The organism is Bradyrhizobium sp. AC87j1, assembly GCF_002936975.1.
Classification (GTDB): Bacteria; Pseudomonadota; Alphaproteobacteria; order Rhizobiales; family Xanthobacteraceae; genus Bradyrhizobium; species Bradyrhizobium shewense.
This window is the reverse complement of sequence record NZ_PTFE01000030.1, coordinates 1-13,492: the sequence shown is the minus strand read 5'-3', so window position 1 is coordinate 13,492 and position 13,492 is coordinate 1. Positions and strand designations below refer to the sequence as shown.

Genomic DNA, 13,492 nt, shown 5'->3' with positions numbered 1-13,492 from the left:
CATGGATTTCGACCAGTTGACCCTGACCCAGGCCGCGGCCGCCCTCCGCGCCGGTACAGTCAAGAGTACCGCGCTCACAACGGAGGCTCTCGCCCGCGCCAAGGCCAATGCCGATCTCAATGCCTTCGTCACGCTGGACGAGGCCGGCGTCCTGAAGGCCGCCGCGGCATTCGACACGACGGGCGACAAGAACAAGCCGCTCGGCGGTGTGCCCCTTGTGATCAAGGACAACATCGAGGTCGCGGGACTGCCCTGTAGCGCCGGCACACCCGCACTTAGGGATTACGTTCCAAAGGCCGATGCGCCGGTCGTGGCAAAGCTGCGCGCTGCCGGCGCGATCATCATCGGCAAGACCAGCATGCACGAGCTGGCCTTCGGCATCTCCGGCTACAACACCGCTTTCAAGACCGGCGCCGAGTTCGGCGTGCGCAACGCCTATGACCGCACCCTGATCGCCGGCGGCTCCTCGTCCGGGACCGGCGCTGCGATCGGCGCGCGGATCGTCGCTGGCGGGCTCGGCACCGACACCGGTGGATCGGTGCGCGTGCCCGCCGCGCTGAACGGATGTGCCTCGCTGCGCCCGACCATCGGCCGCTATCCGCAAGAAGGCATCGCCCCGATCTCGCACGCGCGCGACACCGCGGGCCCGATGGCCGCGACCATGGCCGACGTCGAGCTGCTCGATCGCGTGATCTCGGGTCGCGAGGCGGTCCTACCTGCCGACCTGAAGCAGGTGCGGATCGGCATCGTGAAGACGATGTTGACCAATCTCGATGCCGACACCGAAACCGCCTTCCAGGCCGCCATCATGCGGATGAAGGCGCAGGGCGTCACGGTCGTTGAGGTCGAGATGCCGCAGCTCGCCGAACTCAACGGCCAGGTCGGCTTCCCCGTCGCGCTGTATGAAGCCTATGACGACATGGTCGGATATCTCGCCCACACCGGCACAGGCCTCACCATCGAAGCGCTGGCGAGGGCGATTGCGAGCCCCGACGTGAAGGGCACCTATGATGGCCTCGTCATCCCGCGCAAACTGCCCGGTCCGGACAATACGCTGCTCGATGCCGGGCCGATCTACGACGCGGCGATCAAGACCGCACGACCGGCGCTACAGGCGCTCTATGCCAGGTCCTTCGCCGATCATCGGCTCGACGCCATCGCTTTCCCGACCACGCCCCGCGTCGCAATCGCCTCCAATCCCGACTCCAGCAGCCTCGAGAACTTCGGGCTGTTCATCCAGAACACCGATCCCGGCAGCAATGCCGGTATTCCCGGAATCCAGATCCCGATCGCGCTCGGCGCCACCAGCGAGCTGCCGATCGGCCTTGAGCTGGACGGCCCGGCGGGCAGCGATGCGCAGCTCGTTGCGATTGGCATGGCGCTGGACATGGTATTCGGACGGCTGCCGGCGCCGCGCCGATCATGAATACGGATTGATCAGCTTTTGCTGCTCGGCGCTGTGGTGCGCGAGCAGGTCGATGAAGGTCCTGACCTTCGCCGACAGATGGTGACGATGCGGATAGACCGCGTTCATGGACAGCTCGATCGTCCGATATTCCGGCAAGAGGCGCACGAGGCGACCGGCTTCGAGGTCGTCCTGAATGAGAAATCCCGCCATTAGACAGATTGCGGCTCCCTCCAGTGCGACCTTGCGCAGCGCTTCCCCGCTATTGGTGACGAAGCTGCCCGAGATGCGTACGGAGGCCGGTGCGCCTTTGCGATCGAGGAAGCGCCATTCATCGCCGAACGGATAGTTCAGGTGCCGGCCACAATTATGCGCGGCGAGCTCGTCGAGCTTCTGCACCCGGCCGTGCTTCTCGAGATAATCGTGCGAACAGCACAGCACGTGACGCCAGGTGGCGAGGCTACGGACGATCAGGCTTGAATCCGGCGGCGAGGTCATGCGCAAGGCGACATCGTAGCCTTCCTCGATGAGATCGACGTCACCTTCGCCCATGCGCAGATCGACCTTGAGCTCCGAATAGGTCGACAGAAGCTTTGCCACCACAGGCGCGACGAACTGCACCATGTGCGTGGCGACGTGGATGCGCAGCGTGCCGCGGGGTACCGACTGCAATTCACTTGCGATATCGTCGGCCTGTTCGATGTCGGCGAGGATCTGGACGCAACGGTCGTAATAGGCCTTGCCGATCTCGGTGAGGTTGACCTTGCGCGTGGTCCGCTGAAGCAGCCTCACCCCGAGCCGGTCTTCCAGCGCCTGAACGTGATTGCTCACCATGGTGGTCGACATGTTGAGCTTGCGGGCGGCTGCAGAGAAGCCGCCGGTCTCTACCACCCGGCTGAAGACTTCGAGGCTGGTCAATCGATCCATGGCGCGGATTATCCGCCTTTGATGGATAATCGCAAGGAATTCGCCCCGATTATCTATCGAAACATGGAGTTCATCCGGCTTGGAGGCTCCGGTGCAGCAGGACGCATGCGTTAGCAGCAATCGCTCGACGGGCGCGGCAATCCCGCTGGGGCAGTCGCGGGTCTGGTTTCGCTAGACATCACAACCAAGGCGACCTCTGCGGATTATCCAACCCTGATGGATAATCCTTCCAGCATTTCGTCGATTATCACCCATCCCAGAAAGACCAATAGTCTCAGGACGCCGATAGGAGACTTCCATGTCCGAGATGCCCCGCGCCGAGATTTTTCAGCAGGCAACTGAAATCACCCCAGATAGCCCCAAGCCGCCGCCGACTGTCCCGGCCTGGAACAGGGTGCGGCGCGCGGCGCTGGTGCTCGCGTTCCTCGCCGGTACGGCAGCGATTGTCTATTACGGACACGACTACTGGACCAACGGTCGCTACCTTGAGACAACCGACGACGCCTATGTGAAGGCCGACTCCACGATCATCGCACCAAAAATCTCCGGCTACATCGCCAAGGTGCTGGTCAGTGACAACGAAAAGGTGAAGGCCGGCCAAGCGCTGGCCAAGATCGACGATCGCGACTTCAAGGCCGCGCTCGACCAGGCCAAAGCCGACGTCGCCGCCGGCGAAGCCTCGGTGCGCAACATCGATGCCCAGCTCGAACTGCAACAGCCGATCATCGAGCAGAGCACGGCTGATGTCACCGCAGCGGACGCCAACCTGAAATTCGCGCAGGAAGAGCGCGCCCGTTACGACGACCTCATGAAGACCGGCTCCGGCACGATCCAGCGCGCGCAGCAGACCGACGCGGCGCTGCGTGCCAGCAGCGCGCAATTGCAGCACGCGAAATTTGGTCTGCTGGCCGCGCAGCGCAAGATCGACGTGCTCACGACCCAGCGCGCCCAGGCGGTGGCCCAGCTCGAACGGGCCCGCGCGGTCGCGCAGCAGGCGGCGTTGAACCTGTCCTATACCGAGATCACCGCGCCGGTCGAGGGCACCGTCGGCGCCCGCTCGCTGCGCGTCGGCCAGTACGTGCAAGCCGGCACGCAATTGATGGCGGTGGTGCCGCTCGATGCGGTCTACGTGGTCGCCAACTTCAAGGAGACCCAGCTCACGCATATGCGGCCGGGTCAGCCGGTCGAGTTGCACGTCGACAGTTTTCGCAATCGAACCCTGCACGGCCATGTCGACAGCCTGTCGCCGGCGAGCGGGCTCGAATTCGCGCTGCTGCCGCCCGACAATGCCACCGGCAATTTCACCAAGATCGTGCAGCGGGTCCCGGTGAAGATCGTGCTCGACGACCACAGCCTCACCGGCCTGCTGCGCCCCGGCATGTCGGCGGTGCCGACGGTCGATACCAAGCAGGCGGTGCTGGCCGAGCGCGAGGCGGCGAAGCGCCTCGCCGACAACACGTCCCGCCCCAACGGCGGCTGAAGCCGGAAGGTATCGGCGGGATGATCAAATCCTGCCAACGATCCTTCCACAGCTTCATCGATCATCGAAACCATTCGCCTGACGCATCCTGTCTCCGTACCCGAGACGAGGCTTCCATGAGCACGCTGCAACCGACCGTCGACGCCGCCACCAATCTCGCCGCCCCCGCAGCTCCGACCACGCCGGCGGTATCCGCAAAAACCTGGGTCGCGGTGATCGGCGCGACGCTCGGCGCCTTCATGGCGGTGCTGAACATCCAGATCGTCAACGCCTCGCTCGCCGACATCCAAGGCGCGATCGGCGCCGGCATCGACGACGGCGGCTGGATCTCGACCTCCTATCTGATCGCCGAAATCGTGGTGATCCCGCTCTCCGGCTGGCTGGCGCAGGTGTTCTCGATCCGGATTTACCTTCTGACCAACGCGGTCCTGTTCCTGGTTCTCTCGGCGGCTTGCGCACTGGCGCAGGATCTGCCGCAGATGATCGTGCTGCGCGCCGTGCAGGGATTTACCGGCGGCGTGCTGATTCCGATGGCGTTCACGCTGATCATCACGCTGCTGCCGCGCGCAAAACAGCCGGTCGGCCTTGCCCTGTTCGCGCTGTCGGCGACGTTCGCGCCCGCGATCGGCCCGACCATCGGCGGCTATCTCACCGAGAATTTCGGCTGGGAGTACATCTTCTACGTCAACCTCATCCCCGGCGCGGTGATGGTCGGCATGCTCTGGTACGCGCTCGAGCCCAAGCCGATGAAGCTGGCGCTGCTGCGCGATGGCGACTGGGCCGGCATCATCACCATGGCGATCGGGCTATCGGCGCTGCAGACCGTGCTGGAGGAAGGCAACAAGGACGACTGGTTCGGCTCGCCCTTCATCGTCAGGCTGTCAGTGATCGCGGCCGTCGCGCTGTCCGCCTTCCTGATCATCGAGCTCACGGTGAAGAAGCCGCTACTCAACCTACGCCTGCTCGTCCGCCGCAATTTCGGCTTCGGCATGCTCGCCAATTTCCTGCTCGGCATTGCGCTGTACGGCTCGGTCTTCATCCTGCCGCAATATCTGTCGCGCATCCAGGGCTACAATTCCGAACAGATCGGCATGGTGCTGGCATGGACCGGATTGCCGCAACTCCTGCTGATTCCGCTGGTGCCGCGCCTGATGCAAAAGTTCGATGCGCGGATCATCATCGGCATCGGGTTCGTGCTGTTCGCGGCTTCCAACTTCATGAACATCTATATGACCAACGATTACGCCGCCGACCAGCTGCTGTGGCCCAACGTCGTCCGCGCCATCGGCCAGGCGCTGGTGATGGCGCCGCTGTCGGCGGTCGCCACCGCCGGCATCGAGGCGGAGAACGCGGGCTCGGCCTCGGGCCTGTTCAACATGATGCGCAATCTCGGCGGCGCTGTCGGCATCGCACTGCTCCAGACCGTGCTGACCAAGCGCGAGCAGTATCACTCCAACGTGCTGATGCAGTCGGTCTCGGTGTTCGAGCAGGCCACCCGCACACGGCTGGAACAGCTTACGCAATATTTTGTCAATCACGGCATCCTCGACCGTGCGGATGCGGCGCATCGCGCCTATGTCGCGATTGGCCATACCGTGCAGAAGCAGGCCTATATCTTCGCCTTCAGCGACACGTTTTATCTGCTCGGCATGGCACTGATCGTCGCGCTCGCCGCGGTCCTCTTCCTGAAGAAGCCCGGCCAGACCTCAGCCGGTGGTGCCCACTGACCGAACCCAGCAAGCAAGGAGAACGACCATGAAACCCCGGATGAATTTCTACCAGGCCGCGCCCGACACGATGAAAGCGCTGATGGCGCTGGAGACGCAGATCCAGTCCACGGGGCTCGAGAAATCGCTGATCGAGCTCGTCAAGATCCGGGCGTCACAGATCAACGGCTGCGCCTTTTGCATCAACATGCACACCGAAGACGCGCGCAAGCGCGGCGAGACCGAGCAGCGCATCTATCTGCTCGATGCCTGGCGCGAATCCCCGCTTTACACCGATCGCGAACGCGCCGCGCTGGCCTGGACGAAATCGGTCACGCTGATTGCGCAGACGCACGCGCCTGACGACGTCTACGAGCAGGTCCGTGCGCAGTTCTCCGAGGAAGAGACGGTGAACCTGACCATGCTGATCGGCGCCATCAACGCCTGGAACAGGATCGCGATCGCGTTCCGTGCGGTTCATCCGGTGAAGGTGAAGGCGTCCGTGGCGTAGGTCGCAACACGCGCCTCAGCGCAGGTCTCGTAGGGTGGGCAAAGCGAAGCGTGCCCACGTTCTTCCAACATCCGAGAGAAGACGTGGGCACGGCGCAAGGGCGCCTTTGCCCACCCTACGGAAGCGGCGTATGCGGCCTAAACCGCCGTCGCCTTGGCGAACTCCACGTAGATTTCGCGCAGGCGCGTGGCCATCGGGCCGGGCTTGCCGTCGCCGACCTTCTTGCCGTCGATCGCAACCACGGGCTGGACAAACAGTGACGCCGAGGTGGCAAAAGCTTCCTTCGCGGCCAGCGCCTCGGCCACCGTGAACGAGCGCTCCTCGACACGGAGCTGACGCTCCTCGGCGAGCGCCACCACGGCCTTGCGGGTGCAGCCCGGCAGGATCGCGTTGGAGTTCTTGCGGGTGACGATGACGTCGTCCTTGGTGAGGATGAACGCCGAGGAGGAGCCGCCCTCGGTGACGTAGCCGTCTTCCAGCATCCAGGCTTCGCCGGCGCCGGCTTCGGCCGCGGCCTGCTTTGCCAAGACCTGCGCCAGCAGGGCGACGCTCTTGATGTCGCGCCGCTCCCAGCGGATATCAGGCACGGTGATGACGTTGATGCCGGTCTTCGCGGAAGCGGCGTTGATGATGTCCTTTTCGGAAGTGAACATCACCAGGCTCGACTTGACGTCGCCCTTGGGGAAGGCGAAGTCGCGGCCCTTGTCGGCGCCGCGCGTCACCTGGAGATAGACGAGGCCGTTGGCGATCTTGTTGCGCGCTATCAGCTCCTTCTGCAGCTCGGTAATGCGCTCGACCGTCTCCGGCAGCTTCAAGCTGATCTCGCCGACCGAGCGCTCCAGCCGCGCCAGATGCGAGGCGTTGTCGACCAGCTTGCCGTCGAGCACGGCCGAGACCTCATAGATGCCGTCGGCAAACAGGAAGCCGCGATCGAGGACCGAGATCTTGGCGTCCGAGAGCGGGACGAATGAGCCGTTGACGTAGGCGATCGGATCCAAGGCAGGTCTCCTGGGGGGAAGGGGGATTTGGCTCTCGGTATAGGAGATTTGGCGAGCCCGATAAACCCTCGATCCGTCATTCCGGGGCATTCGCAAAGCGAATGAGCCCGGAATCCATCTTACCTCGCGTACTGCCGCCCGATGGATTCCGGGCCCGCGCCAGAGGCGCGTCCCGGAATGACAGGGGAGCTAATGCGACAGAATCTTCGACAAGAACTTCTGCGCGCGGTCGCTGCGCGGCTGGCCGAAGAAATCGTCCTTCGCCGCGTCCTCGACGATCTCGCCGCGGTCCATGAAGATCACGCGGTTGGCGACCTTGCGGGCAAACCCCATCTCGTGGGTGACGACCATCATGGTCATGCCCTCATGGGCGAGATCGACCATGACGTCGAGCACTTCGCTGACCATTTCGGGATCGAGTGCCGAGGTCGGCTCGTCGAACAGCATCACGATCGGGTCCATGGCGAGCGCGCGCGCGATCGCCACGCGCTGCTGCTGGCCGCCGGAAAGCTGCGCGGGAAATTTCTGCGCCTGTTCCTTCAGGCCGACGCGATCCAGCAGCATCATGCCCTTCGTCACCGCCTTGTCAGACGACCTGCCCAGCACCTTCTGCTGCGCGAGGCAGAGATTGTCGATGATCTTGAGGTGCGGGAACAGCTCGAAGTGCTGGAACACCATGCCGACGCGCGAGCGCAGCTTGGGCAGATTGGTCTTGGGATCGTTGACCTTGGTGCCGTCGACGCTGATGTCGCCGCTCTGGAACGGCTCCAGCGCATTGACGCATTTGATCAGCGTCGACTTGCCCGAGCCCGAGGGACCGCAGACCACGACCACCTCGCCCTTGGTGACGCTGGTGGTGCAATCGGTCAGCACCTGGAAGCTCGGAGTGTACCATTTGTTGACGTGGCTGATTTCGATCATGACCGACACGCTCTATCGAATGATGGCGATGCGCGCCTGAAGGCGACGGACGCCGAAGGACGCGATACAGGAAATGGTGAAGTAGACGACCGCTGCGAACAGATACATTTCTACGAGGCGCCCGTCGCGTTGCGCGACCTTGCTCGCCGCTCCCAGGAAGTCCGTGATCGAGAGGACGTAGACCAGCGAGGTGTCCTGGAACAGCACGATGGTCTGCGTGATCAGGACCGGCAGCATGTTGCGGAAGGCTTGCGGCAACACGACGTAGCGCATGGTCTGGGCGTAGGTCAGCCCCAGCGCGCTGGCCGCGGCCGGCTGGCCGCGCGAGATCGACTGGATGCCGGCGCGCATGATCTCGGAGAAGTACGCCGCCTCGAACATGATGAAGGTGATGAGCGAGGACGCGAACGCGCCGACGCTGATCGGGCGCGAGGCGCCGGTCACCCACTGCCCGATATAGGGCACCAGGAAGTAGAACCAGAAGATCACCAGCACCAGCGGCAGCGAGCGCATGAAGTCGACATAGACCCCGGCGATCCGGCCGAGCAGCTTGAGGCCGGACAACCGCATCAGCGCGAGCGCCGTGCCGAAGACGAGGCCACCGAGAGCTGCGAGCCCCGTCAGCGTCAGAGTGAACGTCATGCCCTCGTAGAACAAATAGGGCAGCGCGCGGCGGATGACGTCGAAATCGAGATTGCCGAACATCGCTTATTTCCCCGTGATGTAGCCGGGGATCGCGACCCAGCGCTCGAGGAAACGCATCGCGGTCACGACGACGGCGTTGACGAGAAGATAGAGGATGGTCGCGGCGGTGAAGGCCTCGAACACCTGGAACGAGAATTCCTGCATCGAGCGCGCCTGTCCGGTCAGCTCCAGCAGGCCGATGGTGATCGCGACCGCCGTGTTCTTGATGGTGTTGAGGAACTCCGACGTCAGCGGCGGCAGGATGATACGGAACGCCATCGGCAGCAGCACATAGCGATAACCCTGCGCGGTGGTCAGGCCGAGCGCGGTCGCCGCCATCTTCTGCCCGCGCGGCAGTGAGCCGATGCCGGCCTGCAGCTGCACGGCGACGCGCGCCGACATGAAGAAGCCGACGCCGATCGCCGCCGTCCAGAACGGCGCGTTCGGCAGCTGCTTCAGCCAGGTGCCGGCGCCTTTCGGCAGCAGTTCCGGCAGCACGAAGAACCACAGGAACAGTTGCACCAGCAGCGGCATGTTGCGGAAGAATTCGACATAAGCGAAGCCGAACCAGTTCGCACCCTTCGACGGCAGCGTGCGCATGACGCCGACGAGCGAGCCGGTGATCAGCGCGATGACCCAGGCCAACGCCGCGGTCTTCAGGGTCAGCACCAGGCCCGACAGCAGCATGTCGAGATAGGTGCCGGTCCCCATCGGGTTCGGCTGGAAAAAGATTCCCCAGTTCCAGTTGTAGTTCACGTGTCCCCCGCGCGAACGCGCCAGTCAGAGATATCCTGGCCGCCTATGCAAATGTCCGGCCACCCCTGTGTCAAGAGTGGCCGGACATGATCCCGATCGAAAGATCGAGGTTATCTTACTTATAGTCGTCCGGGTTCGGCGAGTCCGAAGGTTTCGCGAACTCGTTCTTCAGCTCGGCCGAGATCGGCGTATTGAGGTTGAGGCCCTTCGGCGGGATCTTGGCCGTGAACCACTTGTCGTAGATCTTCTGGGCCTCGCCGGACGTATAGAGCGCAGCGGTCGCCGCATCGACCACCTTCTTGAAGGCAGCGTCGTCCTTGCGCAGCATGATGCCGTAGGGCTCGGGCTTGGAGAATGCGTCCTTGGAGACGGCGTAGTCATCCGGCGACTTCGAGCCGGCGACAAGGCTCGCGAGCAGGATGTCGTCCATGACGAAGGCGACCGCGCGGTCAGTTTCGACCATCAGGAAGGCTTCGGCGTGGTCCTTGGCGGGGATGATGTTTGCGCCGAGGCTTTTCGCGACGTTAGCCTCGGTGAGCTGCTTGATGTTGGTGGTTCCCGCGGTCGAGACCACGGTCTTGCCCTTGAGGTCCTCGATCGACTTCAGGCCGCTCGACTTCTTGAAGACGTAGCGGCTGGCGGTCAGGAAGTGGGTGTTGGTGAAGGCAACCTGCTTCTGGCGCTCGGCATTGTTGGTGGTCGAGCCGCATTCGAGGTCGATGGTGCCGTTCGCCATCAGCGGGATGCGGGTCGCCGACGTTACCGGGTTGAGCTTGACCTCGAGCTTGTCGAGCTTGAGCTCCTTCTTCACGGCGTCGACGATCTTGTAGCAGATATCCATCGCGAACCCGACGGGCTTCTGATTGTCGTCGAGATAGGAGAAGGGGATCGAGGAGTCGCGGAAGCCCAGCGTGATGGCGCCGGTGTCCTTGATGTTCTTCAGCGTGCCTGTCAGCTCCTGGGCCCCGGCCTGGCTGACGGCGAAGGTCGCGGCGAGCGCGAGCCCAATGCTACGGAAATGTTTCACTTTTTTGGTCCCCTTTCAGGATGATGCGGCCCGGATGCAAGCACAGATTGGGCCGGATTAGAATGTGACTTTCGGCTGGCTTGCGGCAGAGGTTAATGGGCTCAGGTCAGCGGCTTGGGCAATTCCCCGAGATCCCAGAACAGGCCGGCCATCACCGTCAAGGCTTCTTCCGTCAATGGCAGCAGGATGTGCTCATTGGGCGCATGCTGGGAGCAGCCGGGATAGGAGTGAGGGACCCAGATCGTCGGCAGACCCAGGATCTCGGAGAATACGTCGTTGGGCAGCGAGCCGCCGAAGTTCGGCAGCACCGCCGGCGGCTTCCCCGTGGTCTCTTTCACCGAATCCGCGGCCCATTTGATCCAAGGGCTGTCGAAATCGGTCCGCGATGCAGCAAAGCTCTGCGCCGCCCGCACCTCGACCATCGGAAAGCCCTTCTGGACAAGGTGCGCGCGAACCGCCTCGATCAGGCCGCCGACCTCGGTGCCGACCACGAAACGCAGTTGCAGCACGGCATTGGCATGGCCTGGAATGGCGTTGGCCGGCTTCTCGATATTGCCCGATGACATCGCCAGCACTTCCAGCGTGTTCCAGGCGTAAAGCCGCTCGGCGGCCGACAGCCCCTCCTCGCCCCAGTTCTCGGCAAGCGCCGGCTCGTCCTCGGTCGGCACCACCTGTACGTCGGCAAGATAGCTGCGGATCTGGTTGGTGAGGCGCGGCGGTTTCAGGGCGTCGAGCTGCAGCCGGCCATGGCCGTCGACCAGCGTCGAGATGGCATTCACCAGAATGGTCGCGGGGTTGGCGAGCACGCCGCCCCAATTGCCGGAATGGTGGCCGCCGTCGCGCAGGTTCACATCGAGATGAATGCGGATGCCGCCGCGGCATCCCAGGAACAGCGTCGGGCGGTCGGCGGACAAACGGGGCCCGTCGGAGGCCATGAACAGGTCGGCCTTGAGCGCGTCGCGGTTGAGGTCGCAGACCTTGCCGAGATCGGGCGAGCCGATCTCCTCGCCCATCTCGACGATGAACTTGGCGTTGAAGCCGAGCTTGCCGCCACGGGCGTCGCGCACCGCACGGAGTGCCGCCATGTTGATGCTGTGCTGGCCCTTGTTGTCGGCGGTGCCGCGGCCATAGAGCCGCGTGCCCGCAACCGTCGTGCGCCAGGGATCGCGGCCCTCGCGCCACTCGCCCTCCATGCCGTCGACGACGTCGCCATGGCCGTAGATCAGCACGGTCGGCGCTGAGGCGCTTTCGTGATGCTCGGCGAACAGGAACGGCGACTTGCCAGTGGGGGACTCGACGATGCGGCTGGCAAAATCCAGCGCGGCAAACGCCGGCTGCATCTCCTGTTCCAGATAGGCGCGCAGCTCGGCGCCGCGCGAGGGATTCTGGCTTTCGGTCTTGAAGGCAACGCGGCGGTCGAGTTCAGCGAGGAACGCACCGGATTTGAAATCCTCACGGGCGCGGGCGATGGCGTCGGCTCTGGTCATGACTTGCTTTTCGGACTTCGAGGTGAAGGACCCTACCCGAGACAGGGTGGCCTTCGAAAGTGGCGGGGACTTGGATAGCTCTTGTACTTCTCTTGTAGTTCTCTTGTACTTCTCCTGGGATTTCGTTCTTGCTCTCTTGAGATTGGCTTGCCAAAGGCGGCAGCGCGACTGATTTTGGCCTTGCCAAGCGCAGGTTATATGCAAGAACTTCGCCAAGTTCGGGCGCACATCTACCATTCGAAGAGCGCTCAGTATAGAGCGCCGGGGAACGATCATGGCCAAGCAGATCAGGCTCAATGCCTTTGCGATGAATTGCGTCGCGCACCAGTCGCCGGGCCTGTGGACCCATCCGCGCGACCGCACCGCCGAGTATAACCGCCTGCCCTACTGGATCGATCTTGCCAGGACGCTGGAGCGCGGCCGTTTCGACGGATTGTTCCTCGCCGACGTGCTCGGCGTCTACGACGTCTACGGCAACAGCCCTGACGCGGCCTTGCGCAACGCAGCACAGACGCCGTCGAACGAGCCGCTGCTGCTGCTCTCGGCGATGGCCGCGGTGACGAAAGACCTCGGCTTCGGCGTCACCAGCAATCTGTCGTTTGAGCCGCCCTACCCGTTCGCGCGGCGGATTTCGACGCTGGATCATCTCACCGAGGGGCGGATCGGCTGGAACGTCGTCACCGGTTATCTCGACAGTGCCGCGCGTGGCGCCGGCAAGGACAAGCAGACCGGGCATGACGACCGCTACGACATCGCGGACGAATATATGGAGGTGGTCTACAAGCTCTGGGAGGGAAGCTGGGAGGACGACGCCGTGCTGCGCGACCGCAAGCGCGGCATCTTCACCGATCCCGCCAAAGTCCATCGCGTCAACCATGAGGGCGCGAACTACCGCATCAACAACACCATTCATCTCAGCGAGCCCTCGCCCCAGCGCACGCCCGTGCTCTACCAGGCCGGCACCTCGCCGCGCGGCCGGCAGTTCGCGGCACGTCACGCCGAATGCGTGTTCATGTCAGGACCGTCAGCCAAGATCATCGGGCCGCGCGTGTCGGCGATCCGCCAGGAGGCCGCCTCGGTCGGCCGCAATCCGGCTCAGATCCTGATGTTCAACATGATGACGATCATCCTCGGCAACACGGAAGCGGAAGCTGCGGCGAAATATGCCGACTACCGATCGCATATCAATCCGGAAGGCGCGCTGGCCCTGATGTCGGGATGGACCGGCATCGACTTCTCCGGCTACGAGCTCGACCAGCAAGTGCGTCACGTCCAGAACGATGCCGGTCGCAGCGCGCTCGACAACGTCACCCGGGGCGATCCGGACCGCGTCTGGACCGTGCGCGACGTCATCGAGCATGTCGGCATCGGCGGCGCCGGCCCTGTCGTGGTCGGCACGCCGGAGATGGTCGCGGACAAGATCGAGGACTGGTTCGAGAAGACCGACGTCGACGGCCTCAACGTGGCCTTCGCCGTCTCGCCCGGCGATTTCGAGGATATCGCCGACATGCTGGTGCCGGAGCTGACCAAGCGTGGTCGGTACAAGCCGGAATATGCGAAGGGCACGCTGCGGGAGAAGCTGTTCGGCGC

12 protein-coding genes are annotated in these 13,492 nt (G+C 63.7%); 5 read left to right on the top strand and 7 right to left on the bottom strand.

The features are described from left to right. Position 1: 1 nt before the first annotated feature. Positions 2 to 1,426: an indoleacetamide hydrolase gene (iaaH, locus tag CV770_RS17425; RefSeq protein ID WP_104463177.1), complete on the top strand. Its 1,425-nt coding sequence runs from the start codon at positions 2 to 4 to the stop codon at positions 1,424 to 1,426. Here the strand turns inward: iaaH and CV770_RS17420 are convergent. Next, positions 1,421 to 2,332: a LysR family transcriptional regulator gene (locus tag CV770_RS17420; RefSeq protein ID WP_104463176.1), complete on the bottom strand. Its 912-nt coding sequence runs from the start codon at positions 2,330 to 2,332 to the stop codon at positions 1,421 to 1,423. The genes iaaH and CV770_RS17420 overlap by 6 nt on opposite strands. 298 nt (positions 2,333 to 2,630) lie before the next feature. Between CV770_RS17420 and CV770_RS17415 the strand changes: the two genes are divergently transcribed. The 3 genes from CV770_RS17415 to CV770_RS17405 all read left to right on the top strand — a co-directional run bounded on the left by CV770_RS17415 (position 2,631) and on the right by CV770_RS17405 (position 6,029). Continuing rightward, positions 2,631 to 3,812, top strand: coding sequence for an HlyD family secretion protein (locus CV770_RS17415; RefSeq protein WP_104463175.1), 1,182 nt, complete (start codon positions 2,631 to 2,633; stop codon positions 3,810 to 3,812). 116 nt (positions 3,813 to 3,928) lie between these two features. Next, positions 3,929 to 5,539, top strand: coding sequence for an MDR family MFS transporter (locus CV770_RS17410; protein ID WP_104463174.1), 1,611 nt, complete (start codon positions 3,929 to 3,931; stop codon positions 5,537 to 5,539). A 28-nt stretch (positions 5,540 to 5,567) separates the two neighbouring features. After that, complete coding sequence (locus CV770_RS17405; RefSeq protein ID WP_104463173.1) at positions 5,568 to 6,029, top strand: carboxymuconolactone decarboxylase family protein; 462 nt, start codon at positions 5,568 to 5,570, stop codon at positions 6,027 to 6,029. A 137-nt stretch (positions 6,030 to 6,166) separates the two neighbouring features. Here the strand turns inward: CV770_RS17405 and CV770_RS17400 are convergent, their stop codons facing one another. From CV770_RS17400 to CV770_RS17375, 6 genes are all read right to left on the bottom strand, one after another. Continuing rightward, positions 6,167 to 7,027, bottom strand: coding sequence for a D-amino-acid transaminase (locus CV770_RS17400; RefSeq protein WP_104463172.1), 861 nt, complete (start codon positions 7,025 to 7,027; stop codon positions 6,167 to 6,169). A gap of 189 nt (positions 7,028 to 7,216) precedes the next feature. Next, a complete protein-coding gene (locus CV770_RS17395; protein ID WP_018321511.1) occupies positions 7,217 to 7,948 on the bottom strand; it encodes an amino acid ABC transporter ATP-binding protein in 732 nt (243 codons plus the stop codon). A gap of 12 nt (positions 7,949 to 7,960) precedes the next feature. Then, on the bottom strand, positions 7,961 to 8,653 hold the full coding sequence (locus CV770_RS17390; protein ID WP_091966017.1) for an amino acid ABC transporter permease: 693 nt from the start codon (positions 8,651 to 8,653) through the stop codon (positions 7,961 to 7,963). A 3-nt stretch (positions 8,654 to 8,656) separates the two neighbouring features. After that, the gene (locus CV770_RS17385; RefSeq protein ID WP_104463171.1) at positions 8,657 to 9,388 is read right to left on the bottom strand and encodes an amino acid ABC transporter permease; all 732 of its coding nucleotides are present in this window, start codon (positions 9,386 to 9,388) and stop codon (positions 8,657 to 8,659) included. Between the two features lie 115 nt (positions 9,389 to 9,503). Beyond that, on the bottom strand, positions 9,504 to 10,415 hold the full coding sequence (locus CV770_RS17380; RefSeq protein ID WP_091966019.1) for an amino acid ABC transporter substrate-binding protein: 912 nt from the start codon (positions 10,413 to 10,415) through the stop codon (positions 9,504 to 9,506). A gap of 101 nt (positions 10,416 to 10,516) precedes the next feature. Next, positions 10,517 to 11,902: a M20 family metallopeptidase gene (locus tag CV770_RS17375; protein ID WP_104463170.1), complete on the bottom strand. Its 1,386-nt coding sequence runs from the start codon at positions 11,900 to 11,902 to the stop codon at positions 10,517 to 10,519. Between the two features lie 274 nt (positions 11,903 to 12,176). Here CV770_RS17375 and CV770_RS17370 point away from each other — a divergent pair. Then, positions 12,177 to 13,492: LLM class flavin-dependent oxidoreductase (locus CV770_RS17370; protein ID WP_104463169.1), on the top strand; the 1,316-nt coding region annotated here is incomplete at its 3' end.